We start from the raw sequence: 25796 nt of genomic DNA on the forward strand, positions 1-25796 counted from the left end.
AGCTTGTGCGGTCTGCCGTGTTACGCGTGCAGCCGTTTAAGCGTTGTCGTGTTGAGCACGTGTACGCGTTAAACAATAGTACTTCCTACGGAAACAAACAGGATCGGGTCATGCTTTTCTGTCCGTTCGGAGAAAATCTTGCGAAATTCGCGCCCACTTTGAATAAGTATGCACGTTGGTATGGCATATGTCACGTCAAATGTCAGAACTTTTTATCCGTGCTGGATTAAAGGCGAAATATCGCCGGATTAAACCCACTTCGACGCGCCTTCACTCCCGAATCGTCATGCGCACGTACACTACTTTTAGCAGTTAACCCGCCGAACTTTCTTGATTAAGTAATCATTGAGCGTTCTTGGCATAAATCCCACTGGAGGTGCATCAAACGTATGGCAGAGGCACGTTTGCGCCATCTTGAACCCATTGATGTGGAAGAGTGGCCTGGGGTGGCGTCAGTGCCCAACCTAGCGTTTGCTGGTGCACGCGCACGGCAAGCAGAATATCGATTTGCCAAGGCCTGCAGCAACGCAGGTTTAGTTCTGCTAGGAAATGACCCGGATCTCATTATTGATCATGAGGAATTATTCTCACGTTTGGCCGCATCGGGCTGGCTGGGGCTCGCTGAGAGCTACATGGCAGGTGAGTGGCGCAGCGAGAGGCTTGCCGACGTCTTGACCGCTTTGTTGGGAACTGGGTTTAAACCCCGCGGCAAACTATCTGGATCGTTCACCCTGCCAGGACAAGCCGTGGATGCCGGAGGCGCACTACCCAATGAGCTCATTCGTTTAAGTTCAGGTGATGGCATGAGCGCATTTGGTGGAGTTTTTGCCTCCGGTGTTCCAACCACTTTACGTACCGCAGTGAAAAGCCATGTGCCGGGAGCTGGTCGCAATAGGGAGCCCGCATCTCACTTTGTGGATATCACCAAGATCTCGGAGCCTGTGGCCGTGGAGCGTGAAGACCTCGGCGAGGCTCAGCGCCGAGCAGCGTCCTTTTTGCTTGACGGCGCCAAAGTTAAAGCCGGAAGCCATGTGTTGGAGTTTCCCAGCAGTGGTGGAGCTTTAGCTATTTTGGCTGCTCGACGCCAGGGAACTGTTGACGCTTTAACGGCTGATCCCGCGCAAGTTTCAAGCCTGGAGGAGACGTTTGTGCTCGCCGGTGTGGAGGAGGATATTCACATCGAGGTCATTCCCCAGGCGATTCCCTCGCCACGCGAATGGGGTGGCGCCTACGATTCGATAGTCGCCATGGAGAAGCTAGAAGTGGTGGGCAAGCACGGTTCCAAGCGGTTTATTAAAGCTATCGACAGAATGCTCACCACCGGCGGCAACGTAGCCATGCAATCCTTGGTAGCTACTGACCAATGGGGTCCTGTGTGTTCTGAAGCGATTTCTTTGCTCAAGGCCTATATTTGGCCTGCGCTGCATTACCCAACTGTTGATGAAGTTCATCAGCTTGTTGATAGGGATTCTTCTCTGCGCGTGGTGAAGGAAACACACTTTGCGGGCCATTACCTAAAAAGCGTGCAGTTGCAACGTGAAGTGTTTGAAGGCCAGATACGCGAAGCGGCGGCAGATGGCTTTGATGCCGTCTACCGCCGCATGTGGGTGTATCACTACGCGCTTATTGAAGCCCTGTTACGCCTGGGATGTCTCAATGCAGTGCAATTTGCGTTGACGACAAGAAACAGAAGGGGGCGTCGATAAGCAAAAATCTTTTAGACCTCTCGGAGGTCGTGGTTTTTGTTTTCCTTCATCGTCAGCACCGCAACAAAGGTAATTGCGGTGACGATGATGAGGTAATAGCCGACGTACGCCACTGAAAACTCAGACACCAGCCACGTTGCGATGAACGGTGCAATAGCTGCACCGAGGATCGAGGAGACATTGTAGGCGATTCCGGAGCCCGTGTAGCGGACGTTGGTGGGGAAGAGCTCCGGCAAAATTGCCGACATGGGTCCAAAGATCAGACCCATGATGCTCATGCCCACGAACAAGAAGATGAACACGGTGGTCTTGGTGGCGGTCTCTGGATCCAGCAGCAGATTAAACGTCAGACCAAAGCCGAGAAGCAGCACAGAAGCCAAGGTCAGGGTGTTTTTACGACCCCACACATCAGCCAACCATCCTGACACAGGGATCATGATGGCGAAGAACACGATGGTGGCCAGCTGCAACTGCAAGAACTCAAAGTACGGAATAGACAGGCCGTTTCCGGTGCTGCGATTACCGATGCCATACGACAGAATCCACGTGGTAACCAGGTAGAACAAGGTATAAGTGGACAGCATGATCAAAGTAGCCTGCACAACAGGGCCAGGGGAAGTCTTGAACAGCTCCTTGAGCGGAGACTTCACCTTCTTGCCCTGATCAACAGCCTGCTTGAACACTGGAGTTTCCTCCAGTGAGAAACGCACCCACAGGCCAACTGCGATCATGATCGCCGAAGACAGGAATGGCAGACGCCAACCCCAGGTCATGAACGCGCCGTGAAGATCGCCGTCCTGATGGGCAAGCACACCGACCAGAATGAGCATGAAACCATTGGCCAAGAAGAAACCAAACGGTGCACCCAGCTGTGGCCACATTGCAGCACGAGCGCGGTGAGTGTTTTCCGCGTTTTCACCAGCCAGCAACGCAGCGCCAGACCATTCACCGCCAAGGCCCAGGCCCTGGCAGAAACGCATGAGCGCCAACAGCGCAGGTGCAATGATTCCGACCTGACCATAAGTAGGCAGCAGGCCGATCAAGATGGTGGCAATGCCCATGGTCAGCAGTGAACCGATCAAGGTAGCTTTGCGTCCCACACGGTCACCGAAGTGCCCGAAAATGATTGAACCGAGTGGACGAGCAACGAACGCAAGACCAAAGGTGGCAAACGATGCCAACAGGTTCACGGTTGGGTTGTCATTGGCAGGGAAAAACAGACTTGGGAAAACAACGACAGCTGCCGCAGCGTACGCATAAAAATCGTAGAACTCGATGGTTGTGCCGATGGTGGAGGCTGCTGCAACCCGACGTTTAGTTTTCTTGTCAATCACTAGGGTTGCCGTCTGCCCATCTGGATCAGAAGGATTCAACTCCGTGGAGTGATCAGTTGTGGTCACGAGTTATCGCCTCACACAATAATAGATTCCAATAATTACCCTTGCGATGTTTCCACAGGAGATTATTAGAGTCAATCCCATACAATGAGATGTTAGGCGCTATGGTTTCATATATTGAGATTTTGGGAGGGGAGACTGTGATGGAGCTTGGAACAGTTTTCTTGGTTGGATGATCGCGGGAAAAGTATGGGTAGATCTTTGGAATTTTTGGTAGAAAATGGAAAAAGTGCTGCTCACAGGATTTGCGAGCAGCACTTTTACGGGTGAAAAATTACTTAGAAGGCTCCACTGGAGGCAGGGTAGACCATGGGAAGTTAATCCACTTATCAGTCTCACGCCACACATACTCCGGCTTAAACACACTGTTTGGCTTGTGATAGATCACTGCAGTGCGTACTTCGACAACTTGGTCACCCAGGAAGTCCCTGACCAACTCAAGAGTCTTTCCGGTATCCGCGACATCGTCAGCGACGAGCACACGCATTCCCGAGAGATCAACAGCTTTTGGAGTTGGAGGCAGCATCATTGGCTCCTCCAAGTGTTCTCCAATATCGGTGTAGAACTCCACATTGATCACCGATACATTCTTGATACCCAGCGCATAACCAAGTGCGCCACCGATTAGAAGACCACCACGCGCAATGGACAGCACGCAATCTGGCTGGTAGTCATCAATAATTTCTTGGGCCAGCTCCCGCATTGCTGTTCCGAACATCTCATAGGTCAGAATCTCGCGTTCCTCTGTCATGTCTACATATCCTAGTCAATGATGCTTCAACGTTCTGCAATGAGATGAATGCTCACTTGATTTCTAGGGAAGTATATATAGAATCGTTAACGCCCAAGCAACGAAAAACTTGGCGCAACCACTTCCATTTCGAAGGGGAGTAGTTCCACACAAAGGCGATCTGACTCGTTTTTGTTTGAGGTATGTTCGACATACTGGAGCAGGTTAACCTTGCACCCGGCATACCACCTGAACAAGGCCTTAAAAAGGGGCTTTATCGGTTCAGGCGAGCGAGACCTTCGGCGTTCACACTTCGCCGGGGTCTATTTTTTATGCCCAGGCACGGCTCATGGGAGAACCATGCCCTTTCTACAAATCTTTCTGCTTTCCATCGGTGTCGCCGCCGATGCGTTTGCTTGTTCCGTTGTCCGCGGCACCGCCATTCAAGTTAACCTTTTCAAACGCGCACTTGTCCTGGCGGGCATCTTTGGTGTCTTCCAAGCGGCAATGCCTTTAATCGGCTGGGTTATCGGCCGTTTCTTTGCTGGAATTACCTTCATCGCCGAAATTGATCACTGGATCGCTTTTGCACTATTGGGTGTTGTCGGCGCCAAAATGATCTGGGACGCCTTCCAACCTGAAGACGATGAAACCATTGTCGATGACGGCCGCGTTCAATTTAGGCCAGCAATTATCCTGGGGCTAGCCACCAGCATTGACGCATTAGCCGTTGGCATGGGCCTGGCATTCGTGGAAGTCTCCATCCTCAAAGTGGCACTGTCCATGGGCCTCATCACCTTCGCACTTTCGCTTGTTGGCGCCTGGATCGGACACCATGGTGGAGGAAAGTTTGGCAAGTGGGCTACGATTCTTGGCGGAATAATCTTGATCGGAATCGGCGCAAACATCGTCTACGAACACCTCAGCGCGTAACCCTCGGCGCATTATCCTCAGACAGCTTTTAGCGCAAACAAGGAGCATCATTGAAACGGGTCGTTGAAGCGTGGGATAGATTTCAAATCCCACTGTATATCACGGCTCTTATCGCCGGAGCACTGGTGGGTTTGCAGTGGCCAGGCTCTACAGGGGGTTTCGAAATCGCCATTAACCCAGCGTTAATGGCGCTGCTTTATGCCACTTTTCTCGGTATTCCGATCACTCGGATTGGTGCAGCGCTGAAAGATCTGAGATTTCTCACAGTGCTCATGTCCGTCAATTTTGTTGCAGTGCCTCTGGTGGCTTTTGCGTTGAGCAGATTCATTGCGGGTGATGAGGCGCTTCTAATCGGATTTTTACTGGTGATTCTCGCGCCGTGCATTGATTACGTCATTGTCTTTGCTGGTTTGGCCAGGGCCGCCCAAGACAAGCTCCTTGCCGCCACGCCAATATTAATGCTTGTCCAAATCCTGCTGATCCCCGTCTTCCTGGCTGTTTTTGTGGGTTCAGATGCCCTTAGCTCAATCTCTTTCGGCCCATTTGTAGAAGCATTTTTCCTCCTGATTCTCATTCCACTTGTTGCCGCTGCGGGAACTCAGCAAGTGGCAAGAAAGTGGCAGGTAGGACGTACAATTATGGCTGCTGCAGAAGCAATCATGGTGCCTTTAATGATGCTGACGTTGTTCGCTGTCATCGCATCGCAAGTGGAAGCTGTGAGTGGTCAATTCACCGATATCGCCACAGTAGTGCCACTATATGTCGCCTTTTTGATGGTGATGATTCCAATTGGTGGCGGGATGTCCAAACTCGGTGGCTTAGGTTTCAAAGAGCAACGAGCCATCGTTTTTAGCGGAGCAACCCGTAACTCTTTGGTCGTTTTACCTTTAGCGTTAGCACTTCCTGCAGGCCTGGAAATAGCGGCCGTCGTAGTTGTCACTCAAACCCTCGTGGAACTGATTGGCATGGTTGTCTACGTGCGCATCATTCCTTTAATTTTCCATGAAAAACAGACATACAGGAAACTTTCAGGCATAGGGGAGTCATGAAACAGAACGGCAAGCTAAGGTGACATAGTCACTTAAACTAAACAAGAAGGGTGGAGGACCCAAGCACGTGAGTCTTTCAAACAAAGCTAAAGGAATCGTTGCAGTAATCATCGTCGCCTGGATCGTCGCGATGGCTGGCATGGTCGCGTACGCATCAAGCAATAATGCTGATAAGACCTTTCCAACTGCAGGTGCGCTAGAACAAACCGTCGCAGCATTTGATAGGCAAGGCCTTCAGGTCTCTGCAGTCGCACTGGCAGACATCTACGGCGATGAATACGTCTCCGCGGCGATTCTGTGCGAAGGAACTCCAACCGCAACACTCGAGCAGTCACTGGGCGTAGACCTGTCTGAGCTGAACCTGGACGAGTCTGGTGTTCCTTCGGGCGTGTCCTACTTGGCTCTGTCCAATCAGGATGGGGAAGTTGTCTACGACAAGATTGATCGTGCCAACGTTGATCTCTGCGCAACGCCGCTCAATGGTGCTTTCAGCGCTTACTCATTGATGCCAGTCGCTAAGGTTGGCGAGAACTCCTGGGCGATCGCCGCTTAGGGTTTTAAGGGTCAATCCGCCACACATATAGCCCGAGACGATAATGAACGTTATCCGATCGGGCTTTTTGCTGCCTATTTACGGGGAGAGTTTTGTCAATGTGACGTTAATGAGATGAGTATGGATATGGGTTGAAAACAGGGAAAAACGGCTAAAAGTGCGAGAAATGGGCTATTCGAACAAAAACAGCGGTTTCACCAAGGTTTCGTCACATTCGCACATTCGTCACAAGGGCGGTTACGTCACGGAGGTCAATTTGTCACAGGATTCGATTCGTCACAGCCGTCTTTACGTCACTGGAGCCATTACGTCACACCGGGACCTCAAATTCGCTCAAACGATATTCCGCACCCGGCAACGGTCGGTCGGGTGGCGCCACAAGAGTTGCCTCGCGAAGAATCTAAAAAGCTCTGCCGCAAAATTTGGAAGCAACGATTCCTGCCGGAGGAAAAATCTCAAGCGGCGGACAAGGTGCAGAGCGCAATGATGCGTGGAAATTTTCCATGCAGAGGAAAGCCGATAATGGGGCAGAACCCCTTCCCGCCAAAATGACATAATGTACATTATCGGACAATTATCCATATCTGGCCATGTCGCAGGCCGCTGGTAAGTTTAAGCCCATGACTTCAACGCTCGCCGAATCAACACTTGCATCCCTTAAAGAACTTGAGGATCCAAAGATCCTTGCCGTCAATGAACGTCACGGCGATGATCACGCGGTGAACCTCACCAAGCTTCGCGCCGTTGCCAAAGAGCTGAAAAAGAACCAGCCGCTGGCTCGTGAGCTTTGGGCAACCAACGATACGGCCGCACGTTTGGTGGCGTTGCTTATTTGCCGGCCCAAGGAATTTGATCAGTCTGAACTCGACTCGATGATCCTTGAGGCTCGCACACCGAAGGTTCTCGATTGGTTGATCAATTATGTGGTCAAGAAGAATCCTCATTGGAACGATCTCCGTGTGCTCTGGCTTGAGGATGCCGCCGAGAATGTTGCGGCCGCCGGCTGGGCTCTCAACACTCATGCCGTTATCACAAAGCCGGAAGCATTGGACGATTCCGCAATCCTTGACACCATTGAAGCTCAGATGAAAACTGCCGAGCCTCGCGTACAGTGGTCAATGAATGAATGTTTGGCGCAAATCGGCATCCATCGTCCAGAGCTTCGTGATCGTGCCATTGCCATTGGTAAGCGCCTGGAAGTTCTCAAAGATTATCCGACCCCTCCAAATTGCACCTCGCCTTTTGCTCCGATTTGGATCGAAGAGATGGTTCGCAGGCAAAAATAACCGACCTGTTCCCTATCTTTATTTCGTCACTCTGACATTAAACCTGATAATTTGTGACCCACCAAAACACCAGCTACCCTTATGTTTTCCCCCGCCTAAGGACCGCCTTGTTCCAAGTCGCCTGAAAGGCGCCAGCAAAGCTTTCGCGCTTGGTGGCTAGGCGCGTCGACAAGCGCCTAAATTTTTCTAGACTACCCAGATTAAGTGAGATTCTTTCGTGTCTTCGACAACTTCGACAACTTCGGCCACCCGACAAGAGCCGCTGAGCCCGACGGGTGTGCTTGCCTCGTTTAGGTTCGCGTTTAGTAGCCCGCGGAGGTTTCGCACCGAGGTTTTAGCTGGCCTCGTGGTGGCGCTCGCGCTGATTCCGGAGTCGATTGCGTTTTCCGTATTAGCTGGCGTGGATCCTAAGATGGGCCTTTTTGCGTCGTGCACCATGGCAATGACCATTGCGCTTACAGGTGGACGCCCTGCGATGATTTCCGCGGCGACAGGCGCTGTGGCGCTGGTGATTGCACCGGTCGTTCGGGATCATGGCGTGGAATATTTCCTGGCCACGGTAATTTTGGCGGGCATTATTCAGATTGCGTTGTCGTTGCTGGGTGTAGCCAAGCTGATGCGGTTCATTCCGCGTTCCGTCATGCTCGGATTTGTTAATGCGCTGGCGTGCTTGGTGTTTTTTGCGCAGCTGCCGCACCTGATCGATGTTCCGTGGATGGTGTATCCGCTGTTCGCGCTGGGTATTGGCATCATGCTGTTTTGGCCGAAGCTGACCTCGGTGATTCCGGCTCCGCTGATTGTTATCGTGGCCTTGACTGCGATCGTGTGGGTTTTCGGAATCAACATTCCAAACGTCTCTGACCAGGGCGAACTCCCCTCTTCCCTACCAGAATTCCTCATTCCCAACGTTCCGCTTACTCTTGAGACTCTAAGAATTATTGGGCCGTATGCGCTTGGAATGTCGCTTGTTGGGTTGATGGAATCGCTGCTGACCGCCAAGCTGGTCGATGATATTACGGAGGTTCACTCCAATAAATCCCGCGAAGCTGCAGGTCAGGGCATCGCAAACATTATCACCGCGTTTTTGGGCGGCATGGGTGGCTGCGCGATGATCGGCCAGACCATGATCAACGTGAAAAACTCAGGAGCCCGCACTCGCCTATCCACCTTCTTGGCCGGCGGCTTCCTGCTGCTCCTGGTGGTTTTGCTGGGCGATGTCGTGGGCAAAATCCCCATGGCAGCACTCGTGGCAGTCATGATTATCGTCTCCATCGACACCGCGGACTGGCATTCGCTGAACCCGCGCACCCTCAAATTCATGCCGCTGAGTGAAACGATCGTCATGTTTATCACGATCATTGCCACCCTCGCCACCGGAAACCTGGCAATCGGTGTCATCCTCGGAGTGCTCACCGCCATGGTCATGTTTGCTCGCCGCGTGGCCCACCTCGTGTCTGTGGAGCGCACCACCGACAACAACATCAGCACCTATACCGTCAAGGGCCAGCTATTTTGGGCGTCCTCGAACGATATGGTGTACTCCTTCGACTACTCCGACGAGGCCGAGCAGATCATCATCGATCTCACCGCCGCAGAAATCTGGGACGCCTCCACGGTAGCCACGCTGGACAGCATCATCCACAAATACGCCGCGCGCGACAAGAGCGTGGAGATCATCGGGCTCGACGGCCCCAGCCGCGATAGGCTTGAGCGCCTATCAGGCAAGCTGGGCTAAAAATTTGCTTATCGACGCGCCCCTCCACCTGCGCAATCCTTAGTTGCAGGCGAACTGGTTCTTAGTTTGCAAGGAGACCACAATCATTTAGTTCTTTCAGGAACATATGCAGAATTTGCTCATTGCGTGCAACGATGTCTTTCTCGACAAAATCTTCCTTTGAGGCTGCAAGCTTTCGTAGTTCCGCATTAGCGGTCCCCTTTCGAGCCTGCTCTGACTTCGCCTCCCTTCCTAAATAATGGGACTTTTTATCAGCAAAGCGGTAGTCAGAGGCCCGAATATTGATCTTTTTCTCGAGGATCGCTTTATTTCCTAAAGACTCAATGTTTTCTTTTCGGATGAGGCCATCCTCAAACTGAGCGCGTCGTTTTGCATAGATGTGTTCCAGTTCAAGCTTTAGATCGCTATCCAATAGTTTTTGGTCAGCGTCTTGGAAAGCCCACCAAACCAGCATGGACTTAGAAATCTGGCGACCATTGGTGAACTGGTAATTTCGATATTGAGCATCGACAGCAGTTGCCTCGAAACGATGATTTTCGAAGTTCACCGGCGTATTTCTCGTAATGCCAATCATTTCGGGGAAGACGGGTGTGCGCAGCGCGTTTACACCGGGGCGAATAATTGAATATGCCCAAATAAAGGCTGTGATAACTCGAAGGAATTTCTCGAAAGATTTTGGTTCAAGGTTTCCGTCGGCGTCTCTGTTATGCAGGTAGTACACAGACGTCAAGTAGGTCCACATATTATTCGGTGCATGACCAAGAACATACAGCTTACGAAGGATCGGCTCATCGAACCCTTCTTGATTATTTACCCGGATCCAGAAATCTAGAAGGGACTCAAGGTTATCTAGAGTCTCATCTTGTTTTAGTAATGCGTAGCCATTTGCCTCATAAAAGTCCCGCAATGCAATCGTTGAGGTATCTCGGATTCCCTGCTTTGCGCGCTCGAAGTACATATAGCGCGTGAAAAGTTCGTCTAATGGATTGCGGGAACTGGTAAAAGTCTCTTGGCTAGTTTCTTCTAACTGCTTCCACCGTGTGATGAAATCATCTTTCTCGCCTTTATCTGAGTAATACTTGTACATCTGGGATTTGAAGATGTCAGCATCTGCAAGTGGCAGACCCCGATCATTTAATGTCGAAAAAATGCGAAGTGCCGTTTGCTGAGATTCTGCCTCAATCGGGAGCAGGATCAAGTTATTAAGGATACGAATGGCGAGACGCGCTGTATAGTCCGGGTACTTTTCAATAAAGTTCCCGATTTCATCCTTGAAGAATTTAAACGCCTGTGCGTAACGGCTATTATGCTCGTTTGAAACTTCACCAACTTTGAGAATCTCTAGAAACTCATGCTTATCGTTATCTGAAGCTACTTCGGAGTCGATCTTAAGTTGATCTTGACGAGGTTTTCCAAATTCATCGGTTTTCCAGATGCACTGTGCGATGCGTTCACGAGTTGTTTGGCTTCTTTCATCCTGCATGTGGATGAAGCGAGCATAGAAAGCACGTAACAAGAGAAGCAGGGTTGTGAGGCGTTGCTGACCATCGATGATTTCGAGCTGACCAGAGGCATTGCGAAATGTGACGATAGGCCCAAGAAAATACTCTTCACCCTCGTCAAAGCCGTGTTCATTGTCTTCCGGGATGGCAAAACTTACAATGTCATCCCACAAAGTTGCACATTGGTCTTGGCTCCAAGCGTAGGGACGCTGGTAGTCAGGTATCAAGAAGTCAGAACGTTTATCGCTAAAAAGACCAAATACGGTCTTTTGATCAATATTGAGCTTCGCCACAATTACTCCTTATTAATAAGCCTGGGACAAAACTCTACACGACCACAGCTTCAAGAAGTTCTTGATAGACGTATGCATTTATTTAGTCAGATCCGTTGCTACGCACAGTCATGTGTGAAACTTCAGACCGAAAACAAACTGACATGAGAGGCTCCACTCCCGCAAGGCAGAGACGCTTTTGCAAGGATCCCAGTAAGTTAGGAGCTTGACTTACTTTCTTCGTAACCAGTCGGGAGTGGCTGCCCCAGGTGAGATTCCCTTAAGCAGGTTCAACAGAAGCTGCGAACTGACCTGATCCATCATCAAGCCAGCTGATCACACCTGCAGTGAATTGCTGAGTCCAACCATTTGTTGTTGCCTCTTCAGGTCCGGTTGGAAGTCCCACTGCCGCGGATAGACCGCCTTCGCCGATCCAGGTTTCGCCGATCATACCGACGAGTGTCTGCGCACCACCTTCTGCTGAGTTAACAACGTAGCCTTCAGGGAACGTCACCAATGACTCACCATTCGGTCCTTCTTCTACGGATTCAGGGGTACTGAATCCTGCAGCATTTGCAGCGGTGACGACGGCAGTTGGGATGCTGATGGTGGCCCCATCGGCGCTTTCTACTTCAGTGGTGTCTCCTCCAGCCGAGTCAGACCCGGAGGCGGATCCAGAGGTTCCGGAAGGCTCTGTGGTGGATGCGCTGGAAGTGCCGGATGTTCCAGTGGCATCGTTGATTGCAGATCCTGCAGCTGCGGTCGCGGATGAAGCAGCTGAGCTCGCGGCGGAGGTTGCAGAGTTGGCAGCATCTGTTGCGCTATCCACAGCATCTTCTGCGTTTGAGCAAGACGCAACACCAAGTGACAGTGCGACGGCAGCGGTACCTGCGAAAATGCGAGTACGCAGTTTCTTGTTTGGAAGAGTGCTCACGTGCATTGGCCTTTCTCGAATTGGGTATCAACAAAGTCCATTGTGGGTAAATCACTTGAGGAAATTCCACCACTCGGTGTGATCTTTAATACATAGAAACAGATCTGTTACCCTAATGAAATATAAGAATCGCGCCACCTGTATAAACAAAAACTCCCCAATACCGCCTGACTAAGGCGATAATGGGGAGTTTGAAACTCACAGGTGTCTTAAGTGTTGCGTTGTTTTTCTACTTCATCGCGAGTTTTATACGCGGTCCACAGTTGCCAACCACTCACTGCAATGAGCAAGAGCCCAATGAGGACGAAGATCCACATGGATTCCCACAGTACAAAGCCGGTGAATCCGATGAGCACGATGAGTCTGAACCACAGAGCTGGGATCATCCGTGATGCCATCATGGTTTATTTCTCCAATACGATTCGGACGTTGATCTCGCCGGTCTCATTGATCTTTGCGGCGATGAACTCTGGGGTTTCTACACCGAAGTCGAGGCGGTTGATTTCGATATCGGAAGCCACGATAACTTGGTCACCAGTACGAAGCACATCGAAGGTAGGCTCCACAGCCTTGGTTTCACCGTGGATGGTCAACTCGCCTGGGATGACAACCTGAGCAATGGATCCGGTGTCTGGGAGCGCAGAAAGATCAACGGAATCGGTAACCTCAAAGGTTGCTTCTGGGTACTGATCGGTGTGGAAGAGCTTAGTGCGCACGTTGATGTCGCGCTTTTCCTGATCGGTGGTGATGTGAGTCATGTTGACGGTAATCAGACCAGAGATCAGGGAGTTATCCTCGATGACCACTTCGCCAGTGACACCAGTGGTTGAGCCGGAGGTGATCTTTTCTTCGCCTGGCAGGATCTCAGCGAAGGTGAATCCAGCTGAGGTGGTGTTTGGAATACTTCCTGGGGCAACATCCCAGGTGCCGTTCATGTCGGTGGACGCAGGTGCCGCGCCATCAGCCTGGATTCCTTCGGTTTTCACACCAGGTCCCATGATGAGCTGGTACACGACAGGTCCCACTGCAATAGATGCCAAACCAACGATCAAGATGACAAAGATGACGATAATCAATGTCCGGAACTTGATCAGTGGGCTCTCCGCACGACTCGCGCCGCTAGATTTCTTGGAATCGTTTCCCTGCATGTTGCTCATTACCTCAACTTCTCAATATTCCGAGCTAATTCCACCATCTCCTGGCACAGCTTCGCGATATCGCGAGCCACTTCCCCTTCATTAACAGCGGTTGCGATATCTTCGGCGGCGCACCGGAGCTCAAAGAGCGAATCTTTGAGTTCGCTTGCCCGATCTGGGGACATAATCACTGCTTCTGCGGGAATACTTGTGCCAGAGACATTGTTGCGTTGTTCGTAGGCTCGTTGCCTACAAGCTTGGCTGCAGTATTTCCTTGGACGTCCCCTGCCTGTTGAGGCGACGTCTTTACCGCACCAGGAGCACTTTGTAGTCTGCTGGTTTGGTCTTAATTTCTGCACCTTTAACACCTTAGTCGATTGCCTCCCATACAACGATTCGGGGGTTTTGGCTATACTTATAGGTCTGATCACATTTCAAGGGCAGCTGTTGTGACTGGCAGCGTGTCGTTTTATTTGCACACTAGCAGGTAAACTGTGTGAGACGAATTCTTTTGCGGCAACTTGGAGGCCGCATTCTAGTGGGCAAAGGACTGATACCTAGATGGCAGATCGCGTTCTTCGTGGCAGCCGCATGGGCGCCGTGAGCTATGAGACGGATAGGGACCACGATCTGGCTCCTCGCCAGCTCGTGAAGTACAAGACCGCAGACGGGGAAATCTATGAGGTTCCCTTCGCTGATGATGCGGAAATCCCCGAGGAGTGGATGTGCAAGAACGGTAAGCTAGGCATCCTCATGGAAGGTGAGGGAGTCGAGTCCAAGCCGGTCAAGCCTCCACGTACTCACTGGGATATGTTGCGTGAGCGTCGCTCGATTGAAGAGCTGGATGTGCTGCTGGAAGAGCGCATCGAGGCACTTCGTAAGCGTCGTCGCAATGCAGCGAAACTGCTGAAGGCTCAGCAAGAGGCTGAAGAAGCAGAAAAGGCAGCTGAAGAGGTTTAATCTTCCTGCCTAAGATAGAAAAACTCGGTGTGATTTTCACACCGAGTTTTTCTATTTGCACGTGAGGCATTTATTGCTCGTCTAAGGCCTCGAAAACCTCTTAGAAGCGCCTCTGCGGAGGTATGACTTTTGAGGTATGGAGCCAAAATCTAAGCCCGACCAAACCACACTGCCCACGGACCTCAATAATCGGTTCCGTGGGCAGCGTGGTTTGGTTTCACTAACCGGCAAGCAGTTTAGAGCCAGGTGTTGCGCTTTTTGAAGTGCTTCCACTCATAGTTCAGCAGGCCGACCATTTCCTTGGACAGTTCCTTGGCCTGGCCACCGCGGTGCTTGAGGCCCCACTTGGTTACCTCGAGCAGGGAATCCTTGACAAAGCTGCCGTCCAGCTTGGATTCGCCGATCTCACGCTCGGTGAAAGTGATGGGAACTTCACGAACATCGAATCCGGCCTCAACTGCACGGTAGGCAATCTCAACTTGGAAAATGTACCCAGCGTTGGAGAGCTCATCAAGCGGCAGTGCTTCTAGCACTTCACGTCGAAAAGCGCGGTACCCTGCGGTCATATCGGTCAAGCCGGCGCCGAGCGCGACGCTGATGTAGACGTTGCCGCCCTTGGACAAGAGCCAACGGTTCTTGGGCCAGTTGACTACGCGGCCGCCTGGCACGTAGCGCGAGCCGATGACCAGGTCAGCGCCATTGGTGATCTCAGCGAGCAGCAGGTGCAGCTGTTCTGGTGCGTGGGAGCCGTCGGCGTCCATTTCGCACAGGACCTGGTAGTCGCGCTCCAGGCCCCACTGGAAGCCAGCCATGTACGCTGCGCACAGGCCGCCTTTGCCTTCGCGGTGGAGGACAAAAATGTGGTCGTCGTCAGCAGCAAGCTTGTCTGCGCGCTCGCCGGTGCCGTCTGGGCTGTTGTCGTCCACGATGAGTACGTGAACGTCAGGGGTTGCGGTGCGCACGCGATCCACGATGAGTGGAAGGTTTTCCAGCTCGTTGTACGTTGGAATAATCACCAGCGTCGTAGCATCTACTGCCTCACTGCTCATGGTGTTGTCCTCCTCGTCCCTTCGGGACGTTTTTATTTTGCTTTTCGACGATTAGCTGCTGCCTTTTTCGCAGGCACCTTCTTAACCCGAACTTGTGCGGGCCGAGCGGAACCTTTCGCAGACTTTGAACGGCTATTCATTCGAATGGCGAATAGTCCAGCTAATACACCAATGATAACCAACAGTAATTCAACATAGAAACCAACCCGCGCTGCGATGGTGACAGTGTCCTTGAGTGGAATGGACTCCGTCAAGGTGGCGGCCTCAAAAATTCGGGTGTTTTGGGAAATGCTTCCATCAGGGTTGACGATAGCCGAAACACCCGATGTAGCTGCAACAACCACCGCCCTATCAAATTCGATGGCACGCATCCTGCTCATTGCTAATTGCTGATACGTCATGTCCGTGAATCCGAAGGTGGCGTTGTTGGTGGGCGTGGTCAAAAATTCAGCCCCATTGGCGATGGCGTCGCGGCCAGCCCGGTCGAAGATGACCTCGTAACACGTCATCACGCCCACTGTCACAGCGCGGCCTAAGTTCGCAGCATTCATCTCCACTACGCCGGTGCCATCACCGGGCTGGAAGTTTCCAGCGGAATCAACGTAGGGCGAGAAAATTCTCAGGAATTCGCGAAACGGCATGTATTCACCAAACGGCTGCAAGAACTTCTTATTGTGGTACTCCGCGGCACCTTCAACAGGATCAAATACCTGCATGGTATTGCGTGGACCAACCTCATCGACGGTGATCGTGCCCACCAAAATAGGTGCCTGAACATGTTCCACTGCTCCATCGATAATGGCTCTTGCTTGTGCATCGGAAAATGGGTTGACGTCTGAGGAATTCTCCGGCCAGATCACCAAATCCACTTGTTCATCCAGCTTGAGGGTTTCCCGTGCGTGATTCGCCAGCACCGCGCGGCGCTGCGCATTGAAGTCCAATCCCATCCGAGGCACATTGCCCTGAATTGCGGCTACTTCGATGCTTTCATCGCTCGTGCCATTGCGGTCAACGTACAGGGATGACACCGCGCCGATAGCAATCACACTCGCGGTGATGATTGCGCCGGCCAGCCGCTTCTTAGAAATAATCACCATGGCCACACCCACGGCAGCCAGCACCGTGGAAAAAGTGACAAACGCTACCCCACCAAGCGCTGCGAGATTAGCCAACGGACCGTTAATTTGACCCCATGCCAGGCGAACCCACGCGAATCCATCAAATGGCCACGAGCTTCTTAGATACTCCACAGCCACATACATCGCCGGAAACAGGAGAACCTTCCAGTCCCTCCAACGCGCAATGAGCACGCCGAAAGCACCAAGAGCAATGGAATAAAGCGCCTCCACAACTGACAACGCGACATAAGGCAGTGAGCCAACAAACTCACCGATCCACGGCAACAGCAGCAAATATGTCACCAGGCCATGGACAAAACCTAAAAGCATGCCCTGCACAACAGTTGGGCTCGTGGACATCTGTTGCAAAAATGGGACTGGCTCATTCTTCTTCCGCCGCTTTTGGGGAACTCCCAGATCCCACGGCGCAAGGGAGATAAAAAATAATGCAGTGCCAACAATTCCCGCGACAAACCAGCCGATCGGTTCATTGGAAGCAAAGACAAAAAGCCCGCTCACAGCAGCAAGGGCGAGCCGAACAAACAGTGTCATTTATTTCTCACCGTCGGATTCATCTTTACCTTTGGTGAAATCTTCAGGCTTGAGATCAGAAGTCCAGGCTTGGATCTCGTCTTCATCAATCACGATCGGCTCATTTGATGGTTGTTGCGCACCACCATTGAATGCCGCTCCGAAGTTTCCGTAGGATGCCTGGGTGCGGTAACCATTAACGGCTTCAAAACCACGCACACCTAGGTTCTCGATGGCACTGCGCATGCGCTTGGCCAAAACCTTGCGGAACAGCGCCCTGGTTGGTGCAAAAATGAACAACAAACCGATAATCGAAGACACAAACCCCGGCATGGCCACCAAAATGGCACCAGCTGCGGTCAGTCCGATGTTTCCGGCGATCGCTCCCGCACTTCCCTGGCCCGAAGCCTGATGAATGGCGGCACTCTTACTAATGCGACGAAGCTCCACGCCGGCTAGAAGAAGTCCACCGACGAAGAACAATACGAGGAGACCCAAAGCCCAGCCGAAACCGAGCCACATGACGACACCAATGAAGGCGAGGATCTCAATAATGAAATATGGGATTGCTATTGCTGCAGGCACATGCCCCACCATACCTTTCGACAAGGACCAAATGGCTAATGGATCCCTGTGACCTAGAAAACTGTTGGGTGGAGACTTCCTGGCAGCTGCAGATGTGCAATGTGGGTGGTCTAGTTTCCTCAAACGTGCATTTGAGACCAAACGCAATACTCGATGAGAGCTGCTTGGTCTGAAACGCACGTTTCTGGGGTCAGTTCTCTCAGTGTCAGGTCAGTGGTGAACCACCATCCTTAGCAAGGAGTTCATCATGTCCATCCCCTTCTCAGTCCTTCAGGACTACCTGGATCTGATCAGTCCCGAAGCCTTACCCCAGATCCCACAGCCCCCGGCCCCTGCCCCCACAGCACCCCAGCTACCACCGGCGCCGGACCCACACAGCATCGAGTGGCCGATCTTCCCACCAGATCGAATCTCCGCCAACGGGCGACGCTACTACGAGCCACAAACACGACTCGAGTTCATGCGGATCTACACCACCCTGCCGCACGGCTACCGCCAGCCCTTCCTCACAGCCAACAACATCGGCCACTGCACCGTTCGAACCTGGCTAGCAGCAATAAGCACCTTCAGCCGGCTTCCCCATGCTTTTGATGATGCCCACCGCTTCGGGATCGAACGCACCACCCCAGTCGACGATGTCACCACACTAACGGCTGATGACAAACGTGACCTGGTCATAGGATACTTAGCTCAACCACACGGTCAGGGCCAGCAATTCCTCACGTTTTACCAACTCCGTAAGCACACCATCATGGCCTGGTGCGCCGCTATGACCGACGGGGACTTAGACGCTGATATCTCACCCCGCAAGATCGGGTTGATGACCACCCGAACCGTGGTCGAAATCGTTCGACTACGCCACATGATTGCCCAACAACTAGAAAGAGCCACGATCATGGAAAACGAGTACCTCAAAGAAATCGCAGCGCTGAAGAAAGAACTCGCGCACTACAAGCAAAAAGACCATCAGAATCAAATGGTGATCGATATCTTGGGAAAAGCTATTGGGACCAGGCCCAATCCTGGCGAGGGCTTAGACGAGGAGGACGCCACCTAAACGTGGATGAGCAACGCGCCTTTGATCAAGGACTCAAGGAAGAAAACACCTTGATCACAGATCTCACCACCTGTGCCAGGCTGAGCCATAACAAGGCATTACGGCTGATCAAGCTGTCGAAATCAACGGCGTATTACCGCAACAAGCGCGTCCCTGTCCTGCACCGAAACCTGTCCTGCAGGCCGTGCCAGCACCAACAGCACCTGGTGTGGAACTAGCAGCACCTGGTGTGGAACTAGCAGCACCTGGTGTGGAACCCACACCAGAGCCTTGGCAGGGGAAGGAGCCAGCAGTGTCGTCGGTGCGTCAAGCGTTGGCAGAACACGAACGCCAGTTCATTGTTGATGCGATCACCGCGTACCCACAACTGAGCGTTAGAGGGGTTGCCCGCAAGTGGTGGACACATAATTAAGCTACTTGTTGGTTTCCTACAGATCGAACAGGACAAGCATGATCCTGCTCAAACTGAACAGGAGGGATAAACCCGAGCGCGGAATGCCTACGCTGACGGTTATAAAACACCTCAATCCATCGAGCGACCTCACCACACACCTCATCACAAGTCACCCACCGACGGCGATCATAAAACTCATTCTTTAACGTTGACCAAAAAGACTTAAGCCATCGAATTATCAAAACACACCCCAGTCCGGCCCATCGACTGAGCGATCCCTAATTCCTGACACACCCGATACAACTGATCCGATGTGAACTGCGTGCCCCGATCAGCGTGAAAAACTTACACCTGGCACACCATGCCGCAACGTATGAGCCATCCGCAACGCACACTCAACAAGCCGTGTCGTTTGAGTATCATCCATAGCCCATCCCAGCACACGCCGTGAGCAACCATCACGCACGACACAGAGGTACAGCCAGCCCTGATCCGTTTTCAGATACGTGATATCGGAAATCCATACCCGGTTAAGTGCACCGGTATCAAAATCACGTTTCACCCAGTCAGGGATGTTATGTGACAACGTTCCAGGAATCGTTGTGACCGGCACCCAGGAACGCGGTGAGATCCCTTCAATACCTTGCCGGCGCATTGATTTCGCTACTGTTTTCCGATCCACATCAATTCCTTCATCGTGCAAGTCAGCGGTGATACGTGGCGCCCCATAGGTTTTATGGGACTTAGGTCCAGTACTGCAGAACACGTTCATCCAGGAAGCTCTGGAAATCTTGCCTGGGTTGGGGTTGTTTGTTTTTATTGGACCATTTATAAAACCCTGATCGTGATACTTTGAGCACTCGGGCCATGCGTACAATGCTGTAATTTGCCTTCTGAAACCTCCATGAGCTGGTAGCACTCTATTTTTGTCGCTTCGATGCAAGCAAGGCTGCTGCTTTTCTTAAAGCAACTCGTTACCGAGTTTGAGTTCAGCGACTTCTTTGCGGAGTCGGAGAAGTTCTTGGGCGTTCATTCGCGCTGATCTCTCCTGAAGGATCGACACCTTCGCCTGTGCGTTCGCGTTCTGCTTTGACCCATCGACCCAGCAGGCCGGCTGAAACGCCGAGTTCTTCTGCCACAGCTGAGATGGTGCGGTCTGTGTCAAGGACCAGGCGTGCGGCTTCTTGACGGTACTCGGGTGTGAATTTTCTTCGTGTATTCATGTTGAACATCCTTGCCTATCGGGGCGTGTCGCCCGACTAGATTGGGTCCACTATCCAGGGGCGAGGCCGAATAATATAGGTAGGTTGCTAAACTAGGTCTGTTGCAGCGCGGGGGAGAATTTCTCCCGAGCATGTTGATGTTGAGTGAGGTGTGACGCCTGGCGGCGCCACGGCAGTCAGGGTTACGTTGCTGCCGTGCTGGGTATAACCGCTGACCTGATTGCACTAGAATATCAAGCAATCCCAATTGCGTAATAAGATTACTTAGGGTTGGGCTCAATGATGCGGATCAATCCGATCACCAGCAGGGCTGTGGCCGCGTAACTGAACATAGTCGGGATGGCTCCCATGTCAGCGGTAAAGATCTGCAGCACGATGATGGCGATGAATGCAAGCGCTAAGACTCCCAGTGACATGCCGCCGCTAAATTTCTTAAACATTACGTCCACTCCTTATGTCGTGGTAGGAAAACTAAACAGGTGGGGTGGGTGTGCGAAGTTAGAGCACATATTCGGCAAAGATCCCGCCGCCGCAGCTCAGCAAGGCAATAGCTCCGACGCGACGCAGCACGAACTTAGCGGCCTTGTCCCACGAATTTACCTGGCTCTCAATCGCCTCCCATGCTGTGGTTGCGGCAAAGAAATCGATTCCCAAACAGGCGCCCACCACCCGTTTAATTTCATCTGTAACTGCATTCATCGGTTGCAGGGTTGGGAGGGCGACGTGGTCATAATCGATACGATTTCCCGCAGCGTCTAGAATAATGATCTTTTCTTCGGTGACATCCAACGCTACTGCCTCTTGTGGAAGTGGGGCAAGCCCCTGAGCTGTAAGGTTCGCATCAATATCAACCCGGTCCTGGGGCGTTAAGGTCACCGCGGTGGGGTTATCAGCTTGTACTGCGGTGGGGACTGCCTGTGCTTGGGCTACGGTGTTTGTTCCTAGTGCTACAGGAAGTGCTAGAGCGCAAACCATGACGATTCGCAGGGTTTTCTTCTGTGAAAACGTAAGGGACATAAATAAACCTTTCGGTACTTTCCGGGGGCATCTCGAACCCTATTAAAAGTATTAACCCTTTTCAACCCATGGAGATAACATATATATAAAGACCGAAAGGGGCGCATAACGGAAAAATTGCAGCTTTATTAACAGAAGGTTAACGCGTGGGATGGGTGGCAACGAGGTTGACGCTGAGTTGGTGGGAATGTCGTTGTGATGGGATGACGCACGAGTGGGGGTCGGGCCCGTTTCTGTATGTCGCGCGAACCGTGGCGAGTTTTTAGTTCGTGATGGTCCTTGAGGTCATTGCGTTGCTTGTTTTATCGAAAGCACAGATGCACCACTCCAGCGGACTTGAGCAAGCTTCGCGCCAGCGTCAACAGGTGAAGCACTAGTAGTGCTTCGTTAGCTCTTGTGAGACGGTTCGGGTAGTCGTAATGTCAGATTAAACCGGCCTGGGTGGGTGAGAGGGCATGAACAGGTGGCTCTCATAGATGCGAATATTCACAACCACACCTCAGGCAGGGTCCCGTCCGGATTCTTTGGGAGATTCCGGTTGGCTGGGCGCACCCGCACCGCAGCACACCTACTGGTCAACGTATTTTTGCTGCCCTGTCGCCACGACACGGGGCGGTACTGTGTGACCGGTAGTGATTGGGCCAGTTCCTGGGCCTGGATGGGCGGGGTCCGGTACCCAGGTTTCTTTGGCCGGCCGAACCCTGAATACTCGGGCGTGTCAAAGACCACGTCGCCAGGGTGCACGCTGGTTAATCCTTTGACCTGCACAACATAATCCAGCCTGCGGGTGGTCAACGCAGTACGAAACGCTCCATTGTCGCCGTATCCAGCGTCAGCGTCCACTTTTCAAGGGTAACCTCAGGAGGGCGGCTCATAGGTTGCGTGTGCAGGCGTTGGATGCCCATTACCGGCAGTTCCCGCAGCGGTATGTGGGACAGCCGGTGGTTCAGGAAGTTGCTGGTGTGGTGCGTCTTAATGGTGCGCGTGATGATGGGTCTGTACAGGAGAGGGTTGGTAGCGAGTTCGTGCATTATTAGGCCAAACGGAGCTGCAGTTTTGAGGTTCTTGGTCTGGAAATCACCTAGCGCCGAAACTTAGCTCCCGGACCCAAAATCCGAACCCCTCTAGAATCGCTTCTCCAGGCTTAAAAGCGCGCACCCCACACCAGTGGACATCGAGAGAATCCGAGCCTTTAAAACGGCACTCAGACAAGATGATCTATGAGCCATCCCGAGTACTTTTCCAGGTTTCTAAAATAGGGCCCGAAATGGTTGAGACCTGTGCGTCCTGGCACACGCGGCGCTTGGGATTCATGCCAGGTCAATGGCGTACCCTTGTCCGCCCACCTATCACGCAATTCCCTAATGGGATCAATGGGAATGACATCATCATTTTTAGAACCCCACAACAGCACTGGGATTTCTGGCGCCACACGACCCAGCTTTTGCTTCCCAAACTCAGCGACAACAAGTGGCAGATCGTCCAGAATGTCTGCCAGCGGCGTGCCCTGATGTGTCCACCCGCGGGAAGACGAGTAGCCACTGGCCAACAAGGAACCACCCGCGCAGCTGGTGATATTTTTCAGCACATCACTGACTCCGCGTTCATTTAACACCGACATGATTTCCTCAAACATCTCTGAAGAGTTCACTGCAAGTCCCGCGATGGCGTAGGCAATCACTCCGGTGAGCAATCCGCCGTCGACAGTGTCCAAGACGCGGAAGAGATCCACTGGTGGAGCGCCCACGACCGCTGCCTTTGGGCGGACATCAGGTGCGTAATCCTGCAATTGTGCAGCCCAGCCAGTGGCGCCGCCTCCTTGGGAGAATCCCCACAGGCCAAGCGGTGCCTCCGGTGAAAGGCCGAGTTGCCTTGAGGCGAGGACGGCGTCGAGAAGCGATTTAGCTGCGGCAATGGAATCGCAATAGTATTGGACGCCGGTTGTGGGGTCGCGGGGATAATCGATGAACACAACGTCAAGTCCGTGAGATAGAAACCAGAGGATGACGGGGAGTTCGTAAGCAATGATTGCATCGAAGGGTTTGTCATAGAATGCGTTGAGTCCGATGGCGCAGGTGTGGGAGGGATCGCAGTGCTGGGCGACGCCTTGGGTGGATGGAGCCATGGCGATCGCGGGGCGCGGGCCGATTGTCCAGGGGCGTGCGGAAAACAGGACAGCGCCGGTCGCAGTGATGGCTCGACCTGCGGAATCGCCGGTGATGTATTCAAAACGGTACGAACTCGCGGGGTTGGGCTCGCCGCGTGCGCCCAAAACTTTCAAGGGTGCAGCATTGACCAACGTGCCGTGTTTTAGACCGGGAACTCGAACAGCTGCGCCGAAATGTGGGACATCGTCAAAGCCGGGTTTCCGATCAGGACGCCGCGAGAGACCCATGATGCGCCGAAAGACTGCCTCACTTCCCTGCTGCACTAGCGGAGACATCGTGCGCCACCAGGCATCACATGACCCGGCGCGCAAGACCCGTGTGTCGTTGAGGTTGGTGTAGCCCATATCGGCCACATTAGTGTGCGCGGGTTAGGATTACGCGCATGTCGAGCGATGTTGTTTTTCAGTCTGTTTCTGTTGATTCTGGTGTGTCTGTGGGTACGGTTTCTTTTCCTGCGGGGCGTGTGGGGGCGTCTGAGTGGGAGATGTTGGCGGATGTTGCGGAGTCGCAGGGGGATGGTGCGATTTATGTGACGTCGTTGGCGCAGTGTCAGGTGCGTGGGGGTTCGTATTCTCATGCGGAGCCGTGTGCGACGGTGGTGGCGACTCCGGGGCATTTTGTTGCGCTCGCGCGGGAGATTGCGGGCGCGGTGCGCCGCGAGTTGACGGTGGGGTTGGATGCTGGTGACGGTGCGATTTTAAGGCAGAGCTTTGATGTTGGTTTTTTGCTTGTCGACGCCTCCTTCCACATTCATATCAATGGCGTGTCTACTGGGCAGTCGGTTGCGCCGGATGATGTAGTTGAGGTGGTGCGTGGTTTGGCTGATGCTTCGGAGTTGTCTGAGTTATCGGTGGAGGCTGTGTCGAAGTTGTGTACGCCTGTTGCACCGATAGCGTTGTCTGCTCCCAAGGGAAATCCAGCGCCTATTGGGTGGTTGGAGCATGATGGCGTGGTGTCGTTGGGTGCGGGTATTCCAGGGGGTCGCGTGGAGGCTCGTTTAGCGCGTTTTATTGCGGTGATTGAGGCGGAGACCACTATTACCCCATGGAATTCGTTGATCATTCATGATTTGCATGAGGGTGTTGCAGAACAGGTGGTGAAGGTTCTGGCTCCCATGGGGTTGGTTTTTGATGCTAATTCACCGCTTCTGGAGTCACCGGCTTTGTAACTCGCCATTGGTGCACGTCTGTGTCGTCGATGCGGATGTGTTTGATGATTCCGCCGTGTTGTTCTTGGAGTGTGTGAAGCTTTGCGATGTTGTCTTCCGTGGAGGCTTGCGCAATGAGCTTTCCTCCGGGCCGCAGCATCATCCATGCGGTTTCCGGAACTAGATCGATGCCTAGGCCTTTGTTCATGAAGATCGCATGTGGGCTTGCTGATTCTGGTCCCTGCACATAGCGGATATCTTTGAGTGTCTTGGGTGACAGAGGCTCTCTCACACTTAGGGTGGATACTCCCACTTTGCGAGCATTCCTTTGGCTTTGCTCGACCATGGAGGCAAAACTAATGGCATGCGCCTTGTTGCCGGCTGCGCGTAGCCAATCGCAGGCAAGTGCTGCTCCAATATCCCCGAAGGTCCACAGCATTTGTCCCTGGGTGGGTTCTAGAGCTGCCACGGTCAGTGCCCGAAGGTCTTCGTTTGATACGTCGCCTTCAAAGTGGGGTTTTGGCATTGCGGTGCGAGCTCCCACGGCAATCACATTGAGAACAGACACTGCAGCTGGTGGATGTGCGGCTGTACCTTGGGCAATTTCCTCATCAGTACTGCCCAAATCGCTGAGCACAGTCAGTGGAGTCTCCCCCAGTCCGAGTTCATTCAACAACGTGGCAACTTGAGCTGTACTGAATTCATCTTTACCCAAGACGAGGAATTGAGCGCCTGATTCAATAATCGGGATGAGTGTCTCAATGGGTTCTTGTCCTAGGTACACCACCCGTGTGCGGTTGACTGTCCAACCCAAGCGGGCGCAAGCAAGCGACGCGGATGATGGTCCCGGAATAACCGTGAGTCTATCCATCCCCAGCACATGGACCATTGCGGTGCCCACGCCGTAAAACAGTGGATCGCCAGAGGCCAGAACAGCTACATGCCGACCGAGGAACTCTTTAAACAAGGCATCTAAATCAGGATGCTTGGTATTACCCGGCCATGGGCGACGCTCTGCCTTAATGGCATCAGGTACGAGATTGAGCTGGCGCCATGATCCAATCACCACAGAGGCACGTTGTAATGCTTGCTGTGCCTTGAGGCCGAGCCCCTCAAACCCATCGGTACCAATACCAATCAAAGTAATTGATTCTGCTGGCGCTCTTGAAGCTGTTGCCTGTGCTGGATCCTGGGAGTCACCGACTACCGCAAAATGGGTGCGTTCATGACCGCGCTCTGTTCCTGGAGCGGAGTCGGGTGCTGACATCGGTTGGCTCATAACCACTAATTGTAGACAAATCCCCACGATATACA

General features: G+C 52.7%; 27 protein-coding genes and 1 pseudogene. 12 read left to right on the forward strand and 16 right to left on the reverse strand.

The genetic code is table 11. The features are described from left to right. Positions 1-389: 389 nt before the first annotated feature. Positions 390-1706, forward strand: coding sequence for an SAM-dependent methyltransferase (locus KW808_RS07870; RefSeq protein WP_003856209.1), 1317 nt, complete (start codon positions 390-392; stop codon positions 1704-1706). An 11-nt stretch (positions 1707-1717) separates the two neighbouring features. Here KW808_RS07870 and KW808_RS07875 read toward each other — a convergent pair whose 3' ends face one another. After that, positions 1718-3106 (reverse strand): MFS transporter, encoded by a 1389-nt coding sequence (locus KW808_RS07875; protein ID WP_003856206.1) that lies wholly within the window; start codon positions 3104-3106, stop codon positions 1718-1720. A gap of 271 nt (positions 3107-3377) precedes the next feature. Beyond that, positions 3378-3854: a phosphoribosyltransferase gene (locus KW808_RS07880; protein ID WP_003856205.1), complete on the reverse strand. Its 477-nt coding sequence runs from the start codon at positions 3852-3854 to the stop codon at positions 3378-3380. Between the two features lie 339 nt (positions 3855-4193). Between KW808_RS07880 and KW808_RS07885 the strand changes: the two genes are divergently transcribed. The 5 genes from KW808_RS07885 (at position 4194) to KW808_RS07905 (ending at position 9389) form a co-directional block, all read left to right on the forward strand. Continuing rightward, complete coding sequence (locus tag KW808_RS07885; RefSeq protein ID WP_003863744.1) at positions 4194-4766, forward strand: manganese efflux pump MntP; 573 nt, start codon at positions 4194-4196, stop codon at positions 4764-4766. 50 nt (positions 4767-4816) lie between these two features. Beyond that, positions 4817-5815 (forward strand): arsenic resistance protein, encoded by a 999-nt coding sequence (locus tag KW808_RS07890; protein WP_003863743.1) that lies wholly within the window; start codon positions 4817-4819, stop codon positions 5813-5815. A 67-nt stretch (positions 5816-5882) separates the two neighbouring features. After that, on the forward strand, positions 5883-6368 hold the full coding sequence (locus KW808_RS07895; protein WP_003863742.1) for an RNA-binding protein: 486 nt from the start codon (positions 5883-5885) through the stop codon (positions 6366-6368). Positions 6369-6988: 620 nt separating this feature from the next. Next, positions 6989-7654 carry a DNA alkylation repair protein gene (locus KW808_RS07900; RefSeq protein WP_034983738.1) on the forward strand — a complete coding sequence of 222 codons (666 nt, stop codon included), beginning with the start codon at positions 6989-6991 and terminating at the stop codon, positions 7652-7654. A gap of 346 nt (positions 7655-8000) precedes the next feature. Next, complete coding sequence (locus KW808_RS07905; protein ID WP_003863740.1) at positions 8001-9389, forward strand: SulP family inorganic anion transporter; 1389 nt, start codon at positions 8001-8003, stop codon at positions 9387-9389. 61 nt (positions 9390-9450) lie between these two features. Here the strand turns inward: KW808_RS07905 and KW808_RS07910 are convergent, their stop codons facing one another. The 5 genes from KW808_RS07910 to KW808_RS07930 all read right to left on the reverse strand — a co-directional run bounded on the left by KW808_RS07910 (position 9451) and on the right by KW808_RS07930 (position 13601). Then, positions 9451-11184, reverse strand: a complete 1734-nt coding sequence (locus KW808_RS07910; protein WP_003863739.1) for a DUF262 domain-containing protein — start codon at positions 11182-11184, stop codon at positions 9451-9453. Positions 11185-11443: 259 nt separating this feature from the next. Next, entirely contained in the window at positions 11444-12103 is a 660-nt protein-coding gene (locus tag KW808_RS07915) for an LGFP repeat-containing protein (RefSeq protein ID WP_003863738.1), read from the reverse strand. Positions 12104-12306: 203 nt separating this feature from the next. Further along, the gene (locus KW808_RS07920; protein ID WP_003856198.1) at positions 12307-12498 is read right to left on the reverse strand and encodes a hypothetical protein; all 192 of its coding nucleotides are present in this window, start codon (positions 12496-12498) and stop codon (positions 12307-12309) included. Positions 12499-12501: 3 nt separating this feature from the next. Further along, a complete protein-coding gene (locus tag KW808_RS07925; protein ID WP_003863737.1) occupies positions 12502-13254 on the reverse strand; it encodes a YceI family protein in 753 nt (250 codons plus the stop codon). Further along, positions 13254-13601: a hypothetical protein gene (locus KW808_RS07930; RefSeq protein WP_162176051.1), complete on the reverse strand. Its 348-nt coding sequence runs from the start codon at positions 13599-13601 to the stop codon at positions 13254-13256. The genes KW808_RS07925 and KW808_RS07930 overlap by 1 nt, the downstream gene beginning before the upstream one ends. Positions 13602-13794: 193 nt before the next feature. Here KW808_RS07930 and KW808_RS07935 point away from each other — a divergent pair, with 193 nt between their 5' ends. Then, complete coding sequence (locus tag KW808_RS07935; RefSeq protein WP_003863735.1) at positions 13795-14193, forward strand: RNA polymerase-binding protein RbpA; 399 nt, start codon at positions 13795-13797, stop codon at positions 14191-14193. A gap of 236 nt (positions 14194-14429) precedes the next feature. Here the strand turns inward: KW808_RS07935 and KW808_RS07940 are convergent, their stop codons facing one another. From KW808_RS07940 to KW808_RS07950, 3 genes are read right to left on the reverse strand one after another with little or no spacing between them, the layout of a single operon-like run. Beyond that, positions 14430-15242 carry a polyprenol monophosphomannose synthase gene (locus tag KW808_RS07940; RefSeq protein WP_003856192.1) on the reverse strand — a complete coding sequence of 271 codons (813 nt, stop codon included), beginning with the start codon at positions 15240-15242 and terminating at the stop codon, positions 14430-14432. A gap of 32 nt (positions 15243-15274) precedes the next feature. Continuing rightward, the gene (gene lnt, locus KW808_RS07945; RefSeq protein WP_003863734.1) at positions 15275-16912 is read right to left on the reverse strand and encodes an apolipoprotein N-acyltransferase; all 1638 of its coding nucleotides are present in this window, start codon (positions 16910-16912) and stop codon (positions 15275-15277) included. Beyond that, positions 16913-17476, reverse strand: a complete 564-nt coding sequence (locus KW808_RS07950) for an FxsA family protein (protein ID WP_003856190.1) — start codon at positions 17474-17476, stop codon at positions 16913-16915. It lies immediately after the preceding gene. Positions 17477-17723: 247 nt separating this feature from the next. Here KW808_RS07950 and KW808_RS07955 point away from each other — a divergent pair, with 247 nt between their 5' ends. Genes KW808_RS07955 through KW808_RS07965 form a run of 3 tightly spaced genes read left to right on the forward strand, consistent with a single transcriptional unit; the run spans position 17724 to position 18945 of the window. Further along, positions 17724-18533: a hypothetical protein gene (locus KW808_RS07955; RefSeq protein ID WP_034983451.1), complete on the forward strand. Its 810-nt coding sequence runs from the start codon at positions 17724-17726 to the stop codon at positions 18531-18533. A gap of 2 nt (positions 18534-18535) precedes the next feature. Beyond that, complete coding sequence (locus tag KW808_RS07960; RefSeq protein WP_499651905.1) at positions 18536-18751, forward strand: hypothetical protein; 216 nt, start codon at positions 18536-18538, stop codon at positions 18749-18751. Then, positions 18718-18945, forward strand: coding sequence for a hypothetical protein (locus KW808_RS07965; protein ID WP_499653003.1), 228 nt, complete (start codon positions 18718-18720; stop codon positions 18943-18945). The genes KW808_RS07960 and KW808_RS07965 overlap by 34 nt, the downstream gene beginning before the upstream one ends. On the opposite strand, the pseudogene KW808_RS07970 reads toward KW808_RS07965, so the two are convergent. The 4 genes and pseudogenes from KW808_RS07970 to KW808_RS07985 all read right to left on the reverse strand — a co-directional run bounded on the left by KW808_RS07970 (position 18942) and on the right by KW808_RS07985 (position 22010). After that, positions 18942-20159 (reverse strand): annotated as a pseudogene (locus tag KW808_RS07970) (IS3 family transposase). The gene KW808_RS07965 and the pseudogene KW808_RS07970 overlap by 4 nt on opposite strands. A 251-nt stretch (positions 20160-20410) precedes the next feature. After that, the gene (locus tag KW808_RS07975) at positions 20411-20590 is read right to left on the reverse strand and encodes a hypothetical protein (RefSeq protein WP_003859976.1); all 180 of its coding nucleotides are present in this window, start codon (positions 20588-20590) and stop codon (positions 20411-20413) included. A gap of 58 nt (positions 20591-20648) precedes the next feature. Further along, positions 20649-21167: a hypothetical protein gene (locus KW808_RS07980; RefSeq protein ID WP_003859978.1), complete on the reverse strand. Its 519-nt coding sequence runs from the start codon at positions 21165-21167 to the stop codon at positions 20649-20651. Between the two features lie 486 nt (positions 21168-21653). Then, the gene (locus KW808_RS07985) at positions 21654-22010 is read right to left on the reverse strand and encodes a transposase (RefSeq protein ID WP_003859980.1); all 357 of its coding nucleotides are present in this window, start codon (positions 22008-22010) and stop codon (positions 21654-21656) included. Between the two features lie 35 nt (positions 22011-22045). On the opposite strand from KW808_RS07985, the gene KW808_RS07990 reads away from it, so the two are divergent. Next, on the forward strand, positions 22046-22204 hold the full coding sequence (locus KW808_RS07990; protein ID WP_499653007.1) for a hypothetical protein: 159 nt from the start codon (positions 22046-22048) through the stop codon (positions 22202-22204). 167 nt (positions 22205-22371) lie between these two features. On the opposite strand, the gene KW808_RS07995 is transcribed toward KW808_RS07990, so the two are convergent. Beyond that, on the reverse strand, positions 22372-23679 hold the full coding sequence (locus KW808_RS07995) for a lipase family protein (RefSeq protein ID WP_003859982.1): 1308 nt from the start codon (positions 23677-23679) through the stop codon (positions 22372-22374). Positions 23680-23717: 38 nt separating this feature from the next. Here KW808_RS07995 and KW808_RS08000 point away from each other — a divergent pair, with 38 nt between their 5' ends. Next, a complete protein-coding gene (locus KW808_RS08000; RefSeq protein WP_003859983.1) occupies positions 23718-24503 on the forward strand; it encodes a ferredoxin-like domain-containing protein in 786 nt (261 codons plus the stop codon). Here KW808_RS08000 and cbiE read toward each other — a convergent pair. Then, positions 24469-25749 carry a precorrin-6y C5,15-methyltransferase (decarboxylating) subunit CbiE gene (cbiE, locus tag KW808_RS08005; protein WP_499653052.1) on the reverse strand — a complete coding sequence of 427 codons (1281 nt, stop codon included), beginning with the start codon at positions 25747-25749 and terminating at the stop codon, positions 24469-24471. The genes KW808_RS08000 and cbiE overlap by 35 nt on opposite strands. Between the last annotated feature and the right edge of the window lie 47 nt (positions 25750-25796).

Source organism: [Brevibacterium] flavum (assembly GCF_019317305.1).
GTDB classification, from domain to species: Bacteria; Actinomycetota; Actinomycetes; order Mycobacteriales; family Mycobacteriaceae; genus Corynebacterium; species Corynebacterium glutamicum.